The sequence below is a fragment of the Vogesella indigofera genome (genome assembly GCF_003633895.1).
Classification (GTDB): domain Bacteria; phylum Pseudomonadota; class Gammaproteobacteria; order Burkholderiales; family Chromobacteriaceae; genus Vogesella; species Vogesella indigofera.
In genome coordinates, this window is record NZ_RBID01000018.1 from 36,238 (window position 1) to 58,293 (window position 22,056).

General features: G+C 64.0%; 16 protein-coding genes. 8 read left to right on the forward strand and 8 right to left on the reverse strand.

Annotated features, from left to right (window positions below):
- The first annotated feature begins 19 nt into the window (after positions 1–19).
- Positions 20–292: a DUF4936 family protein gene (locus C8E02_RS14785; protein ID WP_120811986.1), complete on the forward strand. Its 273-nt coding sequence runs from the start codon at positions 20–22 to the stop codon at positions 290–292.
- A gap of 81 nt (positions 293–373) precedes the next feature.
- Here the strand turns inward: C8E02_RS14785 and C8E02_RS14790 are convergent, their stop codons facing one another.
- The 8 genes from C8E02_RS14790 to C8E02_RS14825 all read right to left on the reverse strand — a co-directional run bounded on the left by C8E02_RS14790 (position 374) and on the right by C8E02_RS14825 (position 15,338).
- Complete coding sequence (locus C8E02_RS14790) at positions 374–2,728, reverse strand: heavy metal translocating P-type ATPase (RefSeq protein ID WP_120811988.1); 2,355 nt, start codon at positions 2,726–2,728, stop codon at positions 374–376.
- 174 nt (positions 2,729–2,902) lie between these two features.
- Positions 2,903–4,135: a GGDEF domain-containing protein gene (locus tag C8E02_RS14795; RefSeq protein WP_120811991.1), complete on the reverse strand. Its 1,233-nt coding sequence runs from the start codon at positions 4,133–4,135 to the stop codon at positions 2,903–2,905.
- A 157-nt stretch (positions 4,136–4,292) separates the two neighbouring features.
- Positions 4,293–5,381 (reverse strand): ABC transporter substrate-binding protein, encoded by a 1,089-nt coding sequence (locus C8E02_RS14800; protein WP_120811994.1) that lies wholly within the window; start codon positions 5,379–5,381, stop codon positions 4,293–4,295.
- Positions 5,382–5,678: 297 nt separating this feature from the next.
- Complete coding sequence (locus tag C8E02_RS14805) at positions 5,679–6,506, reverse strand: ABC transporter permease (protein ID WP_120811996.1); 828 nt, start codon at positions 6,504–6,506, stop codon at positions 5,679–5,681.
- Between the two features lie 3 nt (positions 6,507–6,509).
- Positions 6,510–7,772 carry an ABC transporter permease gene (locus C8E02_RS14810; protein ID WP_120811999.1) on the reverse strand — a complete coding sequence of 421 codons (1,263 nt, stop codon included), beginning with the start codon at positions 7,770–7,772 and terminating at the stop codon, positions 6,510–6,512.
- Positions 7,773–7,892: 120 nt separating this feature from the next.
- Positions 7,893–8,933, reverse strand: coding sequence for an ABC transporter substrate-binding protein (locus C8E02_RS14815; protein WP_238377255.1), 1,041 nt, complete (start codon positions 8,931–8,933; stop codon positions 7,893–7,895).
- A gap of 73 nt (positions 8,934–9,006) precedes the next feature.
- Entirely contained in the window at positions 9,007–10,122 is a 1,116-nt protein-coding gene (locus C8E02_RS14820; RefSeq protein ID WP_120812001.1) for an ABC transporter ATP-binding protein, read from the reverse strand.
- 413 nt (positions 10,123–10,535) lie between these two features.
- The gene (locus C8E02_RS14825) at positions 10,536–15,338 is read right to left on the reverse strand and encodes an NAD-glutamate dehydrogenase (protein ID WP_120812004.1); all 4,803 of its coding nucleotides are present in this window, start codon (positions 15,336–15,338) and stop codon (positions 10,536–10,538) included.
- Positions 15,339–15,870: 532 nt separating this feature from the next.
- Here C8E02_RS14825 and C8E02_RS14830 point away from each other — a divergent pair.
- The 7 genes from C8E02_RS14830 (at position 15,871) to C8E02_RS14860 (ending at position 21,996) form a co-directional block, all read left to right on the forward strand.
- Positions 15,871–16,635, forward strand: coding sequence for an ABC transporter substrate-binding protein (locus C8E02_RS14830; protein WP_047966141.1), 765 nt, complete (start codon positions 15,871–15,873; stop codon positions 16,633–16,635).
- 70 nt (positions 16,636–16,705) lie between these two features.
- Complete coding sequence (locus C8E02_RS14835) at positions 16,706–17,470, forward strand: ABC transporter substrate-binding protein (protein ID WP_047966142.1); 765 nt, start codon at positions 16,706–16,708, stop codon at positions 17,468–17,470.
- 81 nt (positions 17,471–17,551) lie between these two features.
- Positions 17,552–18,241 (forward strand): ABC transporter permease, encoded by a 690-nt coding sequence (locus C8E02_RS14840; protein ID WP_047966143.1) that lies wholly within the window; start codon positions 17,552–17,554, stop codon positions 18,239–18,241.
- Positions 18,238–18,969, forward strand: coding sequence for an ABC transporter permease (locus C8E02_RS14845; protein WP_120812007.1), 732 nt, complete (start codon positions 18,238–18,240; stop codon positions 18,967–18,969). Before C8E02_RS14840 ends, C8E02_RS14845 begins: the two co-directional genes overlap by 4 nt.
- A 9-nt stretch (positions 18,970–18,978) precedes the next feature.
- Positions 18,979–20,106 carry a succinylglutamate desuccinylase/aspartoacylase family protein gene (locus tag C8E02_RS14850; protein ID WP_120812009.1) on the forward strand — a complete coding sequence of 376 codons (1,128 nt, stop codon included), beginning with the start codon at positions 18,979–18,981 and terminating at the stop codon, positions 20,104–20,106.
- Positions 20,103–20,918, forward strand: a complete 816-nt coding sequence (locus tag C8E02_RS14855; protein WP_047966145.1) for an ABC transporter ATP-binding protein — start codon at positions 20,103–20,105, stop codon at positions 20,916–20,918. The genes C8E02_RS14850 and C8E02_RS14855 overlap by 4 nt, the downstream gene beginning before the upstream one ends.
- Positions 20,919–21,021: 103 nt before the next feature.
- The gene (locus C8E02_RS14860) at positions 21,022–21,996 is read left to right on the forward strand and encodes a GlxA family transcriptional regulator (protein ID WP_120812012.1); all 975 of its coding nucleotides are present in this window, start codon (positions 21,022–21,024) and stop codon (positions 21,994–21,996) included.
- Positions 21,997–22,056 lie beyond the last annotated feature (60 nt).

The following is a 22,056-nucleotide window of genomic DNA, read 5'->3' on the forward strand; positions in this document are numbered from 1 at the left end:
CAGTGCAAAAGGAGTAAACATGGCCGCCGCGCTTTACGTCTACTACCGCGTGCAGGACAACATCCTGCCAATCCGGCAACATATAGCGTCGCTAATGGCAGAAATAGAAAAAATAACCGGCATCAAGGGCAGATTATTGCAGCGCCGCGACGATGCGCAGACCTGGATGGAAGTGTACGAGCCGGTGGCCGACGCCGACGCGCTGCAGCAGGCGCTGCAAGACGCACTGGCGACGCGGCCGCTGCTGGCGGCGCTGGCGCGGCACGAGGAGTGCTTCGTGCCGCTGGCCTGAGGCTGGAGAAAGCCGCCGGATTGCAGGCAGCGAGCGGTACCGGGCCAGCCGGCACAAGGTTGGCCGCAACGCCAGCCGCAGCTAGCGCCAGCGGCGCAGCAGCAGCGAGTTGCTGACCACCGACACCGAGCTCATCGCCATCGCCGCGCCGGCGATCACCGGATTGAGCAGCCCCAGTGCCGCCAGCGGGATGCCGAGCACGTTGTAGATGAAGGCGAAAAACAGGTTCTGGCGGATCTTGCCCAGCGTGGCGCGCGACAGGCGGATGGCGTCGACCAGGTGCAGCAGGTCGCCGGCCATCAGCGTCACGTCGGCGGTGTCGATGGCGACATCGGAGCCGGCGCCCATGGCGAAGCTGACGTTGGCCGCGGCCAGCGCCGGCGCGTCGTTGACGCCGTCGCCGACCATCGCCACCACCTGCCCCTGCGCCTGCCACGCCTTGACCAGCGCCGCCTTGTCCTCCGGCCGCAACGCGGCGTGCACCTCGGCGATGCCGGCCTGCGCGGCGATGTGTTCGGCGCTGGCCAGCTTGTCGCCGGTCAGCATCACCACGCGGATGCCCTGCGCCTGCAGCGCGCCCACCGCCTGCGCCGAGCTGGCGCGCAGCTGGTCGGCCAGCGCGATCAGCCCCAGCGCCACGCCATCGCGGCTGACCGCCAGCACCGTCTTGCCCTGCGCGTACCACGGCTGCGCCGCCGCCGGCACGCTGCCCAGCGCCCAGTCCGGCACCCCGACCCGCAGCGTGCTGCCGGCCAGCGTGACGCTGACGCCCTGCCCGACGTGCGCCTGGAAGGCGCTCACCGCCGGCAGGGGCAGGCCGCGGGCGCTGGCGGCGGCCACCACCGCGCGCCCCAGCGGATGCTCGGAGCCGGCCTCGGCGGCGGCGGCCAGCGCCAGCAGGCCGTTCTCGTCCACCTCCGCCAGCGGCAGCAGGTCGCTGACCTGCGGCTTGCCTTCGGTGAGGGTACCGGTCTTGTCCACCACCAGCAGCCGGATCGCCGCCGCGTGCTCCAGCGCCGCGGCATTGCGGAACAGCACGCCGCGACGTGCGCCGTTGCCCATGCCGACCATCACCGCGGTCGGCGTCGCCAGCCCCAGCGCGCAGGGGCAGGCGATCACCAGCACCGCCACCGCGTGGATCAGCGCCTGTTGCCAGTCGCCGGTGAGCAGCCCGGTGGCGGCAAAAGTCAGCGTGGCGATGGCGACCACCACCGGCACGAACACCCCCGAGATACGGTCGGCCAGTTGCTGGATCGGCGCCTTGCTGCCCTGCGCCTCGGCGACGCGGCGCACGATGGCGGCAAGCTGGGTGCGGTTGCCGACCGCGGTGGCGCTCACCTTGAGCATGCCGCCCTGGTTGTGGGTGCCGGCGTAGACGCTGTCACCCGCGCGGCGCTCCACCGGCAGGCTTTCGCCGGTGAGCAGGCTCTCGTCCAGCACCGCCGCGCCGTCGATCACGGTGCCGTCCACCGCCACCCGTTCGCCGTGCTGCACCAGCACCACGTCGCCGGTTTGCAGTGCCGACAGCGGTTTCTCCTGCACCACGCCACCCTGCTCGACGCGGGCGGTTTTCGGGGTCAGCGCCAGCAGGCTGCGGATGGCGCCGGCGGTGCGGCCCTTGGCACGCGCCTCCAGCAGCTTGCCCAGCAACACCAGCGTGATCACCGCCGCGCTGGCCTCGAAATAGACGTGCTGCTGCGACCAGCCGGCCAGCGTCACCCACGCCGACCACGCCCACGCCATGCCGGTGCCCAGCGCCACCAGCACGTCCATATTGGCACCGCCGCCGCGCAGCGCGTGCCAGGCGCCGCGGTAGAAACGCCAGCCGGCCAGCCATTGCACCGGGGTGGCCAGCAGCAGCTGCCAGTAGCGCGGCAGATAGCCGTGATGGCTGCCCAGCAGCATCGGCACCATTTCCAGCAGGAAGGGCAGCGTCAATGCCGCCGCCAGCCAGAACCAGCGCAACTCGTGGCGGTAGCGTGCGGCGGCGCGCTGCTCGCGGCTGTCGCCGCCCTGCTCCTCGGCAACGCGGGCGCCGTAGCCGGCCTGGCTCACCACCGCCAGCAGCTGCGCGCTGTCGGGCGCCCCCGCTGCCAGCTGCAGTCGCGCCGTTTCGCTGGCGAAATTGACCGTCGCGCTCACCCCCGGCTGGCGGTTGAGTACCTTTTCGATGCGCGTGGCGCAGGCGGCACAGGTCATGCCCTCGATCTCCAGCTGCAGTATTTGCGGCGGCACGCTGAAACCGGCCTGCTCGATCGCCGCCACCAGCTGCTCGACATTGCGCTGCTGCGGGTCGTAGCTGATCTGTGCACTTTCGCTGGCAAAACTGACGCTGGCGCTGACCCCCGGTTGCCGTGACAGCACTTTTTCGATGCGCAGCGCGCAGGCGGCGCAGGTCATGCCTTCGACAGGCAGGGTGATGCGGGTAGCAGACATGGCACGGCTCCGGGAATGGTCAACGCTAAGCCATCATATACCCCACTAGGGTATATGGCAAGTTGCCGCCGGCACCCCGCTTGCGTGCCGCGACCCACCAAACATTGCGGCCAACCTTGAGACAAGGTTGGCCGCAATGGCAACGACAGAGGCGGGGCTAGACGGTGACGGCGGCTAGCCCATCACCCGGTTGCGGCCGCCCTGCTTCGCCAGGTACAGCTGGGTATCGGCGCGGTTGAGCAGGCTCTCCACGTCCTCCCCGCTCTGGAACGCGGCCACCCCCAGGCTGGCGGTGATCTGCACCGTGCGGCCGTCGGCGAGGATCACCGAGGTGCTGATCGCCGCGCGCAGCCGTTCCGCCGTCACCAGCGCCGCGGCAAGATCGGTTTCCGGCAGCACGATGACGAACTCCTCACCGCCGAAGCGCACCACCCAGTCGATGTCCTGCCGTAGCTGGCTGCCGATGCGCAGCGCGATGGCGCGCAGCACCTCGTCGCCGGCGAGGTGACCGAAACGGTCGTTGACCGGCTTGAAGTGGTCGGCATCGCAGAACACCACCGCCAGCGGCCGCTGGTAGCGCTGCGCGCGCTCCAGCTCCGACGGCAGCCGCTCGCTGAGCAGCGCACGGTTGTAGCAGCCGGTCAGCCCGTCGCGGATCGACAGCTCGCGGATGTCGCTGAGCGCGGCATCCAGCTGCCGGGTGCGTTCCTCCACCTGCTGGTCGAGGGTATCGATGTGGCGGCTGATCGCCGCCTGCAGCGTGGCAAAACCGCGCGCCACCAGGTCGATCTCGTCGTGGTGCGGCCGCGCCGGCCGCGACAGCTGCAGCGGCACGGTCAGCGACGACGGCGCCAGCCGGCCGGCAAACTCGGCCATGCCGCGCAGCGGGCGCTCCACCTCGCGGCGCAGCACGTAGGCGACCAGGCTGCAGATCAGCAGCGTCAGCAGCAGGTAGCCGAGGAAGATGGCGAGCAGCGCCTGCGTCAGCGCCTGGTACAGCAGTGCCGGCTGCACCACGATCAGCAGTGTGCCCAGCGCCTCGCCGCTGCCGCGCGGCGGCGGGATCTCGAAGCGGCGGCCCGGCTGCTGCCGCAGCAGCGCGGCGTCGCCGGCCTCAAACACCTGGCCGGTGGCGACATTCAGCCGCGCATAGCCGATCTCCGGCTTGGCGACGATGGTTTCCACCTGGCGGCGCACCGCCTCGGCCTCGATGTCCCAGATGCCGACCGACAGCATCGGCAGGTTGCTGCTGACGATGTCCTGCAGCGTGGCCTCGAAGCGCTGCTGCACCTGACGGTAGGTCAGCACGCCCTGCACCGCGCTGAGCAGCAGCGCGCAGGCGGTCGCCAGCAGCACGATGCGGCGGATCAGCACATGGGCGAGCGGACGGTAGGCAGCGGTCACCATAAATCCTTTAAATGTTAGAACGTGTTCACGATCTCGCGCGCTCACGCGAGACAAGGCGAAAACGGCTGAGGAAGCGGAATTTACAAGTAGTAAATGAGCATTCCGAAGACGTTTTTAACGCCGTATCGCCGAAGCGCAGCAGATCGTGAACAGGTTCTTACAGCAGCTGGCGGAAATCGAAGTTGTAGCGACGCAGCCCGGGGTTATGCTGCTTGCTGTAACGGCGGAAATCGACGCGACTGAAATCCAGCTTGCCGTAGCGCTGCATGAACTGCGCCGCGCTGTGGTCGTTGAACAGGGTGAACATCGGCCGCACCAGCTCCAGCCCCTCGTCGCCAAAGTCACGTCCATGATGGTAATCGTAGAGCATCACCAGCGACCAGGCACCGGCAATGAAGTGGCCGCCGGCCAGCACGCTGAGGCTGTCGTCGCGCAGCGCCGCCAGCGCCTGCGCCGAGGTATTGATGCCGCTGAAGAAGGCGTCCTTGCCCGGCGTGCCGCCGCGCCGGCGCCAGGCGTCCATCGCGCCGAACGCCATCAGGTCGTTGCCGGCCCACAGCAGCCGCGCCTGCGGATAGCGCCGGAACAGCCAGCCGCCCTGCTCCTGCGCGCGCTGCTGGTTCCAGCCGGCGTAGACCTCCTGCAGCAGCACCACGTCGCCGGCCTCGGTCACCGCACGGCGCATGCCTTCGCTGCGCAGCAGCGAGCTGGGCGTGGACCGGTCGCCGCCGATGGCCAGCAGCGGCAGCTTGCCATTGATACGCGGCAGGCCGGCGCGGCGGCCGCGCTCGATCAGCGCCCGCGCGGTGAGGTAGCCGGCGTCCTCGGCGCGCGGCTCCAGCGAGCCGAGCCAGTGGCGAAAGTGCATGCGCGGCAGGCCGATTGCCGGCTGGCCCGGCTGGTCGTCGCGGCCGCTGAACGCCATGAAGCTATGGATGCCGGCGGCCTCGAACAGGCGCAGCAGCTCCGGTGCGGTGCCGTAGTCGTTGCTGAACACCACGTAATCCGGCCGCTGCGCCGCCGGCTGCGCGATGATCTGCCGTGCCAGCGCCAGCACGCGCGGATGCTCGCGCTCGGCGTACAGCACCTGCAGCCGGATGCCGAGATCGCTTGCCGCCGCCTCCATCGCCCGCGTCGCGGTCAGCCAGTACACCTCGTCGTGCTTGCCGGGATTGATGAAGGTCACCGACAGCGCCATCGCGGGCAGGCTGAGGCAACACAGTAGCAGGGCAAGCATTCGGCGCATGGGGGCAGACCTGTGGCGAAACGATGGCGATTGCATTACCGCCCCGCGACAACGCGGGGACGGCAACGCCGGCGAACCGCCGATTATGGCGTGCACACCGGCCAGCGCCAACCCTGCTGCCGGCAGGGTTGCCGCCGGCATGGCCGCTGGCTAGTCCATAGTGCGGCCAGCACCAGCGCCAAGGTTGGCCGCAAGGCCGACGGCTTCGTCACACACCGCGACAGCCGCGCGGCGCCGGCCACAAACAAAAACGCCCGTACCGGCAGGTACGGGCGTGGCAGCAACAAAACCCCAGGATCAGTGTTCGACTGCGGTACGCATCTTCTCGGCACGGCCGCGCAGCCACTCCAGCGTCAGCAGCAGCGCGATGGAGAACAGGATCAGCACCGTGGCCGCAGCGGCGATCGCCGGGCTGATGTTTTCCTTGATGCCGCCGAACATCTGCCGTGGCAGCGTCGACTGCTCCGGACCGGCCAGGAACAGCGTCACCACCACCTCGTCGAACGAGGTGGCGAAGGCGAACAGGCCACCGGAGATCACGCCCGGTGCGATCAGCGGGAACACGATGCGGCGGTAGGTGGTCAGCGGGTTGGCGCCGAGGTTGGCACTGGCCTTGATCAGGTTGACGTTGAAGTTGCCCAGCGTCGCCGACACGGTAATCACCACGAACGGCACGCCCAGCGCGGTGTGCACCAGGATCAGGCCGAGGTAGCTGTTGGTCAGCCCCAGCGGCGCGAAGAACAGGTAGGAACCGACACCGACAATCACCACCGGCACCACCATCGGCGAGATCAGGATGCTCATCAGCAGCGCCTTGCCGGGGAAGTTGCTGGAACTCAGACCGACCGCGGCCAGCGAACCGAGCACCATCGCCAGCAGCGTCGCCGCCGGCGCCACGATGAAGCTGTTCTTCAGCGAGTTCAGCCATACCTCGTTGCCGAAGAACTCCTGATACCAGCGCAGCGAGAAGTTCTCGATCGGGTACAGCAGGAAGGTGTTGTCCGAAAACGAGAGTGGAATGATCACCAGCAGCGGCGACACCAGGAAGATCAGGACCGACACGCACAGGATGCGGAACGTCCAGAACCAGATGCGCTCGATCGGGGAAGCGTAGTTTGGCAGCATGATTTACCCCAGACTCAGTTTGTTAGCACCCACCAGCTTGCTGTACACCGCGTACAGCGTCATGGTGGCAACCAGCAGCAGCGAGCCCAGTGCCGCGGCCATGCCCCAGTTGATGGTAACGTTGGTGTAGAACGCGACGTAGTAGCTGACCATCTGCTCTTGCGGGCCGCCCAGCAGTGCCGGGGTGATGTAGTAGCCCATGCACATGATGAACACCAGCAAGGCACCGGCCGCAACACCGGCCACCGTCTGCGGGAAGTAGATCTTCCAGAACGCGGCGAACGGGTGGTCACCCAGCGAAATGGCGGCGCGCATATAGGTCGGCGGAATGCTCTTCATCACGCTGTAGGCCGGCAGGATCACGAACGGCAGCAGGATGTGCACCATGGCGATGTAGACGCCGGTACGGTTGAACGCCAACTGCAGCGGCTCGCCGATGATGCCCAGCCCCATCAGTGCCGAGTTGATCAACCCCTCCTGTTGCAGCAGCACGATCCACGACGCCACCCGCACCAGCACCGAGGTCCAGAACGGCAGCAGCACCAGGATCATCAGCAGGTTGCTCTTGCGTGCCGGCAGGTTGGCCAGCCAGTAGGCAATCGGGTAGCCCAGCAACACGCTGATCAGCGTGATCCACATGCTCATCCACAGCGTGCGGCCGAAGATGCTGAGGAAGGCGCGCTCCTCTTCCGGCGCCAGTTCCGGGGTGCCGGCCTTGGTTTCACGCAGGTCCAGCGAGCTGTACAGGTAGTACGGCGTCCACGACTTGGCGTTCTTGGCAATCACGTGCCAGTGGTCGGGATCGCCCCAGCGTTCGTCCATCGCGATGAACTGGTCGCGCACCGATTCACCGGCGGCCACTTCCAGCGGCATCTTGCGCGCGCTGCGCTGGATCAGCGAGCGGAAGCCGCTGATGTCCATGTTCAGGCGCTTGGAGATTTCGGAAACGGTTTTTTGTTCTTTGGCGACGGTCAGGTCGCGTGCCATCGCGGCAAATACCGCTTCCGATGGCAGGCCGCGGCGATCCCAGCTGGCGATTTCCGCCGAGGTCTGCGGCAAATAGGTAATGACTTCCGGGTTATCCACACTGCGCTTGAGCAGCATGGCAATCGGCACCAGGAAGGTCAGCAACAGGAACAGCGCCAGTGGCGCAACCAGCGCGATAGCCTTCAGCTGCTTGTTGCGACGTTCGCGGGCCAGCTTGACTTTCAGGGATTCGCCGTCGGCGGCAGTCAGTGGCGCATTCATGGTCATAGTCTCGGACATGGGCAAACACTTGATGAGTGCAGCCCGGTCAGGACCGGGCCGCATGGCAGCAGACAACGGCAGCCGTCCCCCGCTGCGGCCAAGGTTGGCCGCAACGGTGTCAGGCTGCCAGGACAGCGATTAGCGTGCAGCCCAAGCGTTGAAACGCTCTTCCAGCTCTTCGCCGTTCTCAACCCAGAAGTTCACGTCCAGTGGCAGCGCGCTGCGCAGGTTGGCCGGCCAGGTCGGCAGGTTGGTGGCGGACTTCGGATCCACCTTCTGCACCGCCTTGGTGTTGGTCGGGCCGTAGGCGATCTTGCTGGAGTAGATGGCCTGGTATTCCGGCTTGCTGGCGTGGGCGATGAACTCCATCGCTTCCTTCAGCTTTGGCGAGCCCTTAGGAATCGCCCACGAGTCGACGTCGTACACGCTGCCGGCCCATACCACTTTCAGGTTCTTGCCTTCCTTCTGTGCGGTATCGATACGGCCGTTGTAGGCCGAGCTCATCACCACGTCACCGGAGGCCAGGAACTGTGGCGGCTGCGCGCCGGCTTCCCACCACTGGATGTTCGGCTTCAGCTGATCCAGTTTCTTGAAGGCGCGGTCCACGCCGGCCTTGGTCGACAGCACCTTGTACACGTCGGCCGGCTTCACGCCGTCAGCCTGGATCGCGAATTCCAGGGTGTACTTGGCGCCCTTGCGCAGGCCGCGCTTGCCCGGGAATTTCTTCACGTCCCAGAAATCGGCCCAGCTCTTCGGTGCCACTTTCAGCTTGTCGGCGTTGTAGGCCATTGCGGTGGACCACACGAACATGCCGACACCGCACTCGGTAACTGCCGGTTTCACGAAGTCGGCCTTGTTGCCCACTTTCGCCCAGTTGATCTTCTCGAACATGCCTTCTTCACAGCCACGCAGCAGTTCAGGCGATTCGACTTCTACCAGATCCCAGCTGACTTTCTTGGTATCGACCATGGCCTTGATCTTGGCCATTTCGCCGTTGTAGTCACCGGCGGTGATCTTGTGGCCGGTAGCCTTTTCAAAAGTCTGGTAGTAGGCCGCAACCTGTGCGTCCTTGTTGGCACCACCAAACGAAATCACGGTCAGGTCCTTGGCCATAGCCGGGGCGGCCAGCGCCATGGCAACCGACAACACAGCAACGCGTGGCAGATATTTCTTGGTCATCGTCATTCTCCTCTGGGGGTATTGCTCATTTGCATTACGTGGGGGTTTTTACGCCTGTAGGCAGGCTTGTTTTTTAGTGGCTGACGATGGCGGAATCAAGGGCGCGGATATCGCGCGCCATCCAGCCGACATCGAGCATGTCGCCAGTTTTCCAGCTGCTGTCCAGCTCGCCGACCGGCACCTTGACCATGAAACCGCTCTGGCCGGCGACATCGAGACGCAGGCGCACGTGGTCGCCGAAGTAGATGAACTCCGCCAGCTTGGCCTTGAGGCGGTTCTCGCAGGCTTCGGCCAACTGATTCAGGCGCACGCGCTCCGGACGGATCGACATCGAGGTCGGTTCGCCGTTGCGGCCAACGCAGATCGCCGAGGCCTTGACCACTTCACCGCTGGCCAGACGCACCGCGCAGTGCTGACCGGCAACATCGACCACTTCGCCGTGCAGGGTGTTGTTCTCGCCGATGAAGTTGGCAACGAAGGAGTTGACCGGTGCCTCGTACAGCACGTTGGCGGCATCGATCTGCTGGATCACGCCGTCCTTGAACACCGCCACGCGGTCGGACATGGTCAGCGCCTCGCCCTGGTCGTGGGTCACGTACACCACGGTGATGCCGAGGTTTTCGTGGATGTGCTTGATTTCCAGCTGCATGTGTTCGCGCAGCTGCTTGTCCAGCGCGCCCAGCGGTTCGTCCATCAGCACCAGCTGCGGTTCGAACACCAGCGCCCGCGCCAGTGCCACGCGCTGCTGCTGGCCGCCGGACATCTGGCCCGGATAGCGGTGCGCCAGCGCGTCGAGCTTGACCATGCCCAGCGCCTTTTTCACGCGTTCGGCGATCTCGCTCTTGTTCATCTTGCGGATGGTCAGCGGGTAGGCGAGGTTTTCCGCCACCGTCATGTGCGGGAACAGCGCGTAGTTCTGGAACACCATGCCGATATTGCGCTTGTGCGGCGGCACGTTGTTGAGCAGCTGGCCGTCAAGACGGATCTCGCCGTGGGTCGGCGTTTCAAAGCCGGCCAGCATCATCAGACAGGTGGTCTTGCCGGAGCCGGAGGGGCCGAGCATGGTAAGGAATTCCCCGCGACGGATGTCGAGGTCGAGATGCTTGACGATCAGTGACTCACCATCGTAGCTCTTCTGCACGCCACGGAAGCTGACCAGCGTGTCACTGGCCGGTGTTGAGATGCCCATCCAGTATTCTCCATTGTAATTCCGCAATGCGGAACTGTGTTTCAGTTTATTCAGATTAACCAGCATCGCTTGGACTGTAAAGCGCTTTTGTTCTGCATACCGGGGCGGTCAATCTGCGCTCAACCAGCGTCTAATAATTTAACCACACCGTTTAATAAAACAAGCAAAAATTATTTGCCCCACTTCCGGACCGTATCTCCCTTTCTAAGACATGGGAATGAACAGCACCTTGTTGGTGCGCAAGATCCGGCTGTTATGGCAACAAATCTGCTGATACGCCGAAAAAATGGAATATGGTGCACCGCAACCAGCCCGCCCTTGCACCACACATTCAAACAACTGTTTGTCGTAAAGCGACAACAAAAAAAAGCCGACCTTACGGTCGGCTTCAAAGGGAGTAGTAAAACGGAAACTTAATCGAGCAGGTGGTTGTTCAGCTCGCGCATCCCGGCAGACAACATCGCCAGGTCCAGCACGTCGAACGACTGCAGTTCGACGAACATCTGCTGGCAGGCCTCGACGTCGGCGGCACGCTGTGCCAGCCAGGCATTGACGAAGGCGGTCTCGCTGGCCTCGTGCAGAGCCTGACGCGTCAGCTCGCGGTGCTGGCGATACAGGTCGTCGCGCAGCGCGGAGCGCGCCAGCGATTGCCAACGGTTGTCACGCGGCAGCTGGGTGATGGCGGCACGCAGCCAGTCCAGCTGCAGATCGCGGCCCAGTTGCAGGTAGTTGGCCGCAATCGCGTCCAGCGCCAGCTCGCTGCCTTCGCCGATCTCGATGATATCCATCAGCGGTACCGCAAACTCCAGGCGCGCCAGCACACTGGCCAGCTCGGCCGGTACGTTCGGCTGGTTGAAGCGGCTCTCCAGACGGGCAACCTGCGGATAAACCTCGGCACTGATCAGCTGCGGCAGTTGCTGCAGCAGCGCCTGCACCTTGGCACCGTACTGGGCGATGACCGCATTGACCGAGCCGGACGGACGGCGGTTGCGCAGTACCCAGCGCACCACGCGTTCCACCAGGGTACGCACCATCACCATCATGTCGACCTGCAGGTCGGCCGATACCTTGTTGTCCAGCGCCTCGATCTGCGTCCACAGGCTCTCGGCGTCAAACACGCGGCTGGCGATCCAGAACGCGCGGGTGATGTCGGCAGCGGAGAACGCCGACTCTTCCTGCAGGCGGAACACGAAGGTCACGCCCATGCGGTTGATGATCTGGTTGGCCAGCTGGTTGGCGATGATCTCGCGCTTCAGGTGGTGACGCTGCATCTGCTCGCCGAAGCGCTGTTGCAGCGGCTGCGGGAAGTAGTTGACCAGCACCGGCAGGAAGTCGGCATCGTCCGGCACGTCGGTGGCCAGGATCGCCTGATCCAGCGAGATCTTGCCGTAGGCCAGCAGTACCGCCACTTCCGGCGGCGTCAGGCCCTGGCGCGCCAGGCGACGCTCGTTGATCTGGGTTTCCGACGGCAGGTACTCGATCTCGCGATTGAGTTCGCCGGTCTTCTCCATGTGGTTGATCATGCGCGAGTGCGCGCTGAGCATCGACGCGGCATGGCTGCGGTTGATCGCCAGTACCTGGGTCTGCAGGTAGTTGTTGCGCAGTACCAGATGACCGACTTCTTCGGTCATCTCGGCCAGCAGGTCATTACGCTGTTTCAGCGTCATGTCGCCGGCCTGCATCACCGCACCCATCAGGATCTTGATGTTGACTTCGTGGTCGGAGCAGTCGACACCGGCGGAGTTGTCGATGGCGTCGGTGCAGATGCGGCCACCGGACAGCGCGAACTCGACACGACCCAGCTGGGTGCAGGTCAGGTTGCCGCCTTCGGCCACCACGCGCACTTGCAGGTCGCGACCGTCGACACGTACCGGATCGCAGGCGCGGTCACGGGCATCGGCGTGGCTCTGCGTCGAGGCCTTGACGTAGGTACCGATACCGCCGTTGTACAGCAGGTCGGCCTTGGCCTTCAGCAGCTCGTGGATCAGCTCGTTCGGCGCCATGCTGTCCTTGTCGGTTTCCAGCCAGGCCTTCACTTCCGGCGACAGCGGGATCGACTTGGCGGAGCGTTCGAAGATGCCACCGCCCTGCGAGATCAGCTCGCGGTTGTAGTCGCTCCAGCTGGAACGCGGCAGGTTGAACAGGCGCGCACGCTCGGCGAAGCTCGCCGCCGCATTCGGCGTCGGATCCAGGAAGATGTGCAGGTGGTTGAACGCCGCCTTCAGGCAGATGTGCTCGGACAGCAGCATGCCGTTGCCGAACACGTCACCGGCCATGTCGCCGATGCCGATCACGCTGAAATCCTGCTCCTGGGTGTTGATGCCCAGATGGCGGAAGTGGCGTTTCACCGATTCCCATGCGCCGCGGGCGGTAATGCCCATGCCCTTGTGGTCGTAGCCGGCGGAGCCGCCGGAGGCGAACGCATCGCCGAGCCAGAAGTTGTAGGCTTCGGAGATGCCGTTGGCGATGTCGGAGAAGGTCGCGGTGCCCTTGTCGGCGGCCACCACCAGGTACGGATCATCCGGGTCCAGACGGCGCACGTCTTGCGGCGGAATGATCTGGCCGGTCACCAGGTTGTCGGTAACGTCCAGCAGTGCCGAGATGAAGGTCTTGTAGCAGGCGATGCCTTCGGCCATGAACGCTTCGCGGTCGGATGGCGCCGGCAGTTGCTTGCCGACGAAACCACCCTTGGAGCCCATCGGCACGATCACCGAGTTCTTCACCATCTGCGCCTTGACCAGACCCAGCACCTCGGTGCGGAAGTCTTCCATGCGGTCGGACCAGCGCAGGCCGCCACGGGCGACTTTCGAACCGCGCAGGTGCACGCCTTCGACACGCGGGCTGTACACCCAGATCTCGAACATCGGGCGCGGCTGCGGCAGGAACGGAATGGCGTTGGATTCCAGCTTGAAGGAGATGTAGGACTTGAACGCGCCCTGGGCATCCTTCTGCCAGAAGTTGGTACGACGCGTGGCCAGGATCACCTGCAGGAAGCCGTTCAGGATGCGGTCTTCGTCGAGGTTGGCGACGTCGTTGAGCAGGTCTTTCAGCTCGGCCTGCAGGTTGGCCGCAGCGGCGTCGTCAAACGCGCTCGGGTGCAGGCGTGCGGCGAACAGCTTCACCAGACGGCGGGTGATCTGCGGGTAGTGCGCGACGCAGTTTTCGATGTAGGCCTGGCTGAAGGTGAGGCCGCCCTGGCGCAGGTATTTCGCCAGTGCACGCACCAGCGTGATCTCGTGCCAGTCGAGGCCGGCCACCAGTGCCAGACGGTTGAAGCCGTCGTTTTCCACGTCGCGGGCAAACACGCGGGCCAGCAGCGTCTGGAAGTTCTTCTGGACAGCCTCGTCCTGCATTGCCTCGGCGTGTGCGCCCAGCTCCAGGCCGAAGTCGCTGATCCAGACGGTCTCGTCGTTGCGCTCCACCAGATACGGATGCTCGTCACGCACCTGCACGCCCATGTTTTCCAGGATCGGCAGGCTGGCGGACAGGCCCAGCGGCTGGCCGGCATGGAACAACTTCAGGTTGTAACCCTGGCCGCGGTGGAAGGCACGATACAGTTTCATGGCCAGACCGTGCTGTACGGCGGCATCCTCGATCAGCTGGATGTCCAGCACCGCGTTGCGGGCCGCGAACTCTTCACGGTAGGCCACCGGGAAGGCGCCGCGGTAGCGGTTGAACAGCAGGTTGCCCTTCTCTTCGCCGTGCGCTTCCAGCAGCTGCTGGTGCAGTTCTTCTTCCCAGCCGCGTACCACGCGGGCGATGTCTTTTTCCAGCTCGTGCTCGTGGAACTGTGGCAGCTGGCCGCCCTGCACGCGGATGATGTAGTGCACGCGCGCCAGCGGGCTGTCGCTGATCTGCACGCTGAACTCGGCCGCGGCGCCGTTGAAGGCACTCATCAGCACTTTTTCGATCTTGAGGCGGATCTCGGTGTTGAAGCTGTCACGCGGCACATACACCAGGCTGCTGACATAGCGGTGGTAGCGATCGGCACGGGTGAACAGGCGCACGCGCGGGCGCTCCTGCAGGCTGACAATGCCTTCCACGATCGGCTGCAGCGTTTCCACCGGAATCTCGAACAGCTCGTCGCGCGGGTAGCTTTCCAGCACGAAGGCCAAGGTCTTGGCCTTGTAGCTGTTGTCGACGTAGTCGCAGGCATTGACGACCGATGCCACCTTCTGACGCAGCAGCGGAATGTCCTTCGGTGCCGCCTGGTAGGCGCTGGCGGTGTACAGGCCGAGGAAGCGGCGCTCGCCGATCACTTCGCCCTTGCTGTTGAAACGCTTGATGCCGACAAAGTCCATGTAGGCCGGACGGTGCAGCACGGAGCGCGATTGCGACTTGTTGAGGATGATCAGCTGCGGCTGGTGCGCCAGTTCGCGCAGCGCCGGCGGCAGTGCCTCGAAGCTCTCCGAGTATTCCTTGCCGCCCTGATCCTTCAGGAAGCCGAGACCGGAATCCTTGACGATGCGCAGGCTGTCCTGACCATCGCGCTTGACCAGGTCGTAGTCGCAATAGCCCATGAAGATGAAATGGTTGGCGCCCATCCAGTCGAGGAAGGCGACGGCTTCGGCCGCTTCGGCGGCACGTTCGCCCTTCACGTTGTCGAGGTCGGCACGCAGCTGCGCCAGCACTTCGCGCATTTGCGGCTCGTCGTTGACCACGCAGCGCAGATAGGTCAGCACCTGCTCCAGGTCCTGCTGCAGTGCATGCAGTGCGTCCGGATCGCTGATGCGGTCAACCTGCACGTGGATGAAGGACTCCAGCGGCAGCGAGCGGTCTTCGGTGCGCTTCAGCGCATCGATCACGCCGTTCGCATCGCGGCCAACCGACAGCACCGGATGCACCAGCAGGTGCAGGTTCAGGTTGTGGCGGGTCAGCAGCATGGCGATGGAGTCGATCAGGAACGGCATGTCGTCGTTGACGATCTCGATCACGCTGTGGGTGCTCTGCCAGCCGTCCCGCTCGAAATCGGGATTGTAGATACGAGACTTCATCTGGCCCGGCGCACGCTTGAGCGCGAATTCCAGATGTGCATTGGCCGCACCGAACAAGTCCAGGGCGGAGAAGATCTTCAGATCTTCCGATTCGGTCTCTTCAAAGTAGAGGGGAATAAAACTACTGAGGCGGGCACTTTCCGTATCGGCCAGTTTTTGCTCTGCCACAGCTTGGATATCGGCGATCAGGCCAACAAATTCGGTCTTATTCGTAAGCGACATGTTGCTTCTCGTTTGTTATGAGGACACAGGTGTTGTGTGGACGCATTGTAAGAGCCACCACAGACAAGGCATTTCCATATTGCGACATCCCCGTACAGATTCATTGGCTGCACTGCAACATAGAAGCATCGGGTGATTGTCGGACAGGGTGCCAGTTGCACATTTTTCATTACAGCAATGCGACGGCAAATTACACAATGGCCCTGAGGCACCCGCCGTCATTTTCGCCAAAAAACCCCATCAAGTCATTGATATTGCTCATATTTCCAAAACAATCAAAAACCCGGTAGAATGCGCCCCCTTGCCGCTTTGGCCCCCGCTATGACAGGTGGTGGATTGTACGTCGCCGCGTTGCGTGCCAACATTTGCCTGCCTCCCGACAGAGGGGGCGGTAAAACAACAAAACGTTATCCAGCACCAAAGGGAAGGGCCGCGACCGGCTCGAATGTCCAGGATGAGCGGTAACACGCAGCCACCTGGACACGATTCTCCTGCCCGGGGAATCCTTCATCTTTCAGAGAGATAGAGACACATGAAAAAAGCATTTGTTCTGGCCGCACTGGCCATGACCGCTTCTGCTTTCACCGCCCAGGCCGACACCGTCCGCTTTGGCATCGACGGCAACTACCCGCCGTTCGCCAAGCAGGGTGCTGACGGCAAGCTGCAGGGCTTCGACGTGGACATCGCCTACGCGCTGTGCGCCGCGATGAAAGCCAGCTGCGAAATCGTACCGCAAGACTGGGACGGCCTGATCCCGGCGCTGAACGCCAACAAGTTCGATGCCATCCTGTCGTCGATGTCGATCACCGACGAACGCAAGAAGGCAGTCGACTTCACCAACAAGTACTACAACACCCCCAGCCGCATGATCGCCAAGGCCGGCACCAAGGTTGACCAAGCCGCGTTCAAGGGCAAGAAAATCGGTGCGCTGCGCGCGTCCACCCAGGAAAAGTTCGCCAAGGACTTCTGGGGCAAGAGCGGCGCCACCATCGTTTCCTACGGCAAGGCACCGGAAGGTTTCCTCGACCTGAAATCCGGCCGCATTGACGGCATGTTCGTCGACTCGGTGGTCGGCGATGCCGACTTCCTGAAAACAGGACAAGGCAAGGGCTTTGCCTTCGTCGGCCCGGAATACAGCGAAAGCAAGTACTTTGGCTACGGTGCCGGCATTGCCGTGAAAAAAGGCAACAAGCAGCTGACCGAGCGCCTGAACCAGGCCATCGCCCAGATCCGCAAGGACGGCAGCTACAAGAAAGTACAGGACAAGTACTTCAGCTTTAACGTGTACGGCAACTAAGCCACCCCTACCCCGCCTTCAGCCGAAGGCGGGGTTTTCACACCTATAAAAATATCCTGTCGGAGAATCCATGAAGAAGCCTTTGCTCGCGCTAGGCACGCTTGCCCTTGCCCTGTCCGCAACCGTGTCCGCAGAAACCCTGCGTTTTGCCACCGATGCCAGCTACCCGCCGTTTTCGAAACAGGGTGCCGACGGCAAGATGACCGGTTTTGATCCTGACATCGCCCAGGCGCTGTGCGCGGTGATGAAGGCGAAATGCGAGATCGTGCCCCAGGATTTCGACGGCATCATTCCGGCACTGCAGGCGAAGAAATTCGACGCCGTGATCGCGTCAATGAACATCACCGAAGAGCGCAAGAAGGCAGTCGACTTCTCCGACAAGTACTACAACATGGCCAGCCGCCTGGTGGCCAAGCAGGGCACCCAGGTCAACGCGGCCTGGTTCAAGGGCAAGAAGATCGGCGTGCTGCGTTCCTCGATCCAGGAAAAATACGCGCGTGACACCTTTGCCAAGCAGGGTGCACAGCTGGTGAGCTACGGCAAGGCACCGGAATCGTTCATGGACCTGAAGGCCGGCCGTGTCGACGCCGCCTTCGTCGATGCCGCCGTCGGTGACGTGGACTTCGTCAAGACCCCGAACGGCAAGGGCTTTGCCCTGGTCGGCCCCGACTACAACGAAGCGAAATACTTCGGCGTCGGCTCCGGCATTGCCGTGCGCAAGGGCGACAAGGCGCTGCTGACACGCATCAACGCCGCGCTGAAGCAGATCCGCGCCGATGGCAGCTACGACAAGATCCAGAAGAAGTACTTCAGCTTCGACATCTACGGCAAGTAAGCGCCAGCAGGCAATACCGTGCAAGGTGCGGCCAGCCCAGGGTTGGCCGCAGCGTCCAGACGCAAAAACCGGAGTAATACCATGTTTCTACAGGGCTACCTGCCCAGCATCATGGAAGGCACCATTCTGACCCTGCAGGTTGCAGTGTCGGCATTGCTGGTGTCCGTGGTACTGGGCCTGATCGGGGCGATGTTCAAGATGTCGCCATCCAAGCCACTCGCGTGGCTGGCAGAAGTCTATTCCACCGTGGTACGCGGCGTACCCGACCTGGTGTGGATGCTGCTGCTGTTCTTCGGCGTGCAGATGCTGATCAACGAGCTGTTCGCGCAACTGGGCTGGGAAGCACCGGAGATCAACTCCTTCTTCGCCGGCGTGATGACCATCGGCTTCATCTTCGGCGCCTACATGACCGAAACCTTCCGCGGCGCCATCATGGCGGTGCCGAAAGGCCAGATGGAAGCCGGCCTCGCCTACGGCATGAGTCCGCTGCGCGTGTTCCTGCGCATCACCTTCCCGCAGATGGTGCGCTTCGCGCTGCCGAGCTTCTCCAACAACTGGCTGGTGCTGGTGAAATCCACCGCCCTGGTGTCGGTGATCGGCCTCAATGACGTGATGTACCGCGCCGATACCGCCAAATCCATTACCCAGGAGCCGTTTACCGTCTACGCCGTGGTCGGCTGTATTTTCCTGGCCATCACCAGCGTGTCCGATCTTGCCCTCAAGCGTCTGGAAAAGCGCTACTCCACCGGCGTACGGGAGACTGAACTGTGATCGACCTGAACCTGATTATCGAACGCTTTCCGGCCTTCCTCGGCGGCACCGACGGTGCCCCGATCATGTCCACCTCCGACGGCCTGCAACTGACGCTGGAGCTGCTCGGCCTGTCGCTGGCCTTCGGCCTGCTGCTGGCGGTGCCGATGGCGCTGATGCTGGTATCACGCAACAAGTGGGTCGCGCGCCCGGTGTGGCTGTACACCTACGTGTTCCGCGGCACCCCGCTGCTGGTGCAACTGTTCATCATCTACTACGGCCTGTCGCAGTTCGACTGGGTGCGTGACAGCTGGGCGTGGGAATACCTGCGCGAAGCCTACGTCTGCGCCATCCTGGCGTTCACGCTGAACACCGCCGCCTACACCACCGAGATTCTCGCCGGCCAGATCCGCAACACCCACTACGGTGAAATCGAGGCCGCCAAGGCGATGGGCATGGGCAAGTGGCTGATGATGCGCCGCATCGTGATCCCGTCCGCGCTGCGTCGCGCCTTGCCGGCCTACAGCAACGAAGTGGTGATGATGATGCAGTCGACCTCGATCGCCGGCCTGGTGACACTGGCCGACCTGACCGGTGTCGCACGCCGCGTGTTCAGTGATACCTACATGCCGTTCGAGCCGTTCCTGACCGTGGCCGGCATCTATCTGGTGATGACCTTTGCCCTGGTCTGGCTGTTCAAGAAGGCCGAACAGCGCTGGCTGGCCTACCTGGCGCCGCGCAAGCACTAAGGAGTCGTCATGCACAGAATCGATCATCCGCTGCCGCCCATCAGCCTGAACACTGCGCGCCAGATCAGCAGTTTTCACTTTGGCCGCGCCGGAGAGGGCGAGAAGGTCTACATCCAGGCCAGCCTGCACGCTGACGAACTGCCAGGCATGCTCACCGCCTGGCAGCTGAAGCAAAGGTTGGCCGCACTGGAGGCCGAGGGCCGTATCCAGGGCGAAGTGGTGCTGGTGCCGGTCGCCAACCCGATCGGCCTCGACCAGAACCTGAACAGCGTGATGCTGGGCCGCTTCGAGCTGGCCAGCGGCCAGAACTTCAACCGCCACTACCCGGCCTTTGCCGCCGACATCTTTCACGAGCTGAAAGCGGAACTGGGTCAGGACGCGAAGGCCAACACCCGCCTGATCCGCGAGCGGCTGCGCAGCAAGGTCGCCGCCATCGAGCCGGCGAGCGAGCTGGCCGCGCAGCGCAAGACGCTGATGCTGCTGGCCTGTGACGCCGACGTGGTGCTGGACCTGCACTGCGACTGCGCCGCGGCGATGCACCTGTATACCGGCACGCCGCTGTGGCCGCAGTGCGAACCGCTGGCACGCTATATCGGTGCCGCCGCCACGCTGCTGGCCGAGGAATCCGGCGACAACCCGTTTGACGAAGCCTGCAGCCGGCTGTGGTGGCAAGTGCGCGACATGGCGGCTGCGGCCAACCTTGACGCCGCCATCGACATGGCCTGCCTCGCCGTCACCATCGAGCTGCGCGGCCAGGCCGATGTCAGCCATGCGCTGGCGGCACAGGATGCCGACGCCATCATCGCCTTCCTGCAGCACCGCGGCGTGATTGCCGGCACCGCCCCGGCCCTGCCGGAACTGCGCTACCCGGCGACGCCGCTGGCCGGTTCCGACAGCCTGCTGGCGCCGCATCCCGGCGTGGTGCACTACCACTTGCAGTCCGGCACCATCGTGGCCGCCGGCGATGCCATCGCCGACATCATCGACCCGGTCAACGACCGCGTCACCACCTTGCGCGCCAGCCGTCCCGGCATGCTCTACGCCACCGAAAGCCGCCACTACGCCATTACCGGCCAGTGGCTGGCCAAAGTGGCCACCCCTGAATCCTTTAAAACCGGAAAGTTGCTATCAGCATGAAACCGCTAGAACATGATCTCGCCGTCGGCGCCGCCGCTGATGGCAACACCAAACTGAACGTCATCGACCTGCACAAGAGCTACGGCAGCCACGAGGTGCTCAAGGGCGTCTCGCTGACCGCCCACGCCGGCGACGTGATCAGCATCATCGGCTCTTCCGGCTCCGGCAAGAGTACCTTCCTGCGTTGCATCAACATGCTGGAACAGCCGCACAGCGGCACCATCGCCGTCACCGGCGAAACGCTGAAGCTGATCACCGACAAGCGTAACGGCGCACTGAAGGCGGAAGACCCGAAACAGCTGGCGCGCCTGCGCACCAAGCTGGCGATGGTGTTCCAGCACTTCAACCTGTGGGCACACATGACGGTGCTGGAAAACATCATCGAGGCGCCGATCCACGTGCTGGGCGTGCCGAAGGATGAAGCCATCGCCCGTGCCCGCAAGTACCTGGACAAGGTCGGCCTGAAGAACGTCGAGGACAAGTACCCGTCGCACATGTCCGGCGGCCAGCAGCAGCGCGTGGCGATCGCCCGCGCGCTGGCGATGGAGCCGGAAGTAATGCTGTTCGACGAGCCGACCTCGGCGCTGGACCCGGAACTGGTCGGCGAAGTGCTGCGCGTGATGCAGGACCTGGCGCGCGAAGGCCGCACCATGGTGGTGGTAACCCACGAAATGGGCTTCGCCCGTGAAGTGTCCAACCATGTCATTTTCCTGCACCAGGGCCGCATCGAAGAACAGGGTCATCCGAAGGAAGTGCTGACCAAGCCGAAAAGCGAACGTCTGGCACAATTCCTGTCCGGCAGCCTGAAATAAGCCGTACAATCGCCGCTTGACAAGCACGCGCCATGCTGACGATAAAGTCGGCATGGCGCCTTCTTATTTGCATCGCCCTTCGCCCCATCACCAGATTGCAGACATGGTCAACGTAACTTCCGGCACCAAACCCGTCCGCTACGGCTTCTTGCTGCTGCCCAACGCGTCGATGGCCGATTTTGCCATCGCCACCGAGGTGCTGACCCGCGCCAACCAGCTGGCGGAAAAAAAGTGCTACGAGTTCCTGCCGCTGTCGCTGGACGGCCTGCCGGTCACGCTCAGCAACGGCCTGCGCCTGGCGGTGGACCTGCCGCTGGCCCACGCGCCGAAACTGGACGTGCTGGTGGTGCTGGCCGATGAAGTCGGCGTCGACATCGCCGCCGACGAGCTGGCGCGCGTGATCGGTAGCCAGCTCAACGAACACACCATGCTTGCCGGCATCAACTGCGGCAGCTACTGGCTGGCACGCGCCGGGCTGCTGGCCGGCCACCGCGCCACCATCCACTGGCAGGAAATCAGCCGCCTGTCGGACGAATTCCCCGACGTGATCGTGTCGTCCAACCTGTACGAGATCGACGGCAACCGCCTGACCAGTACCGGCGGCGCCGCCACCTTCGACTTCATGATGGCGCTGGTTGCGGCCAACCTTGGCCAGGAATTCGCCGCACAGCTGTCGGAAGTGTTCAGCATGGAACGGCTGCGCCCCGGCAGCGAACGGCAGCGCATCCCGCTGGCCACCCGCATCGGCGGCAGCCAGCCGAAGCTGACCGAGGCGGTCAGCCTGATGGAAGCCAATATCGAGGAACCGCTGACCACCGACGACATCGCCTACTACGTCGGCGTATCGCGGCGCCAGCTGGAGCGCCTGTTCAAGCAGTACCTCGGCACCGTGCCGTCGAAATACTATCTGGAGCTGCGCCTGAACCGCGCGCGCCAGCTTTTGCAGCAGACCAGCAAGTCCATCGTGCAGATCGGCCTCGCCTGCGGCTTCTCCAGCGGCCCGCACTTCTCCAGCACCTACCGCAGCCACTTCAACATCACGCCACGCGAAGAGCGCGCGCAGCGCACCCAGGGCTGAGCGTCACCGCCTTGCCGCGCCGGCCCCGGCGCGGCCACCACACCCCGCGAACAGCCCCCA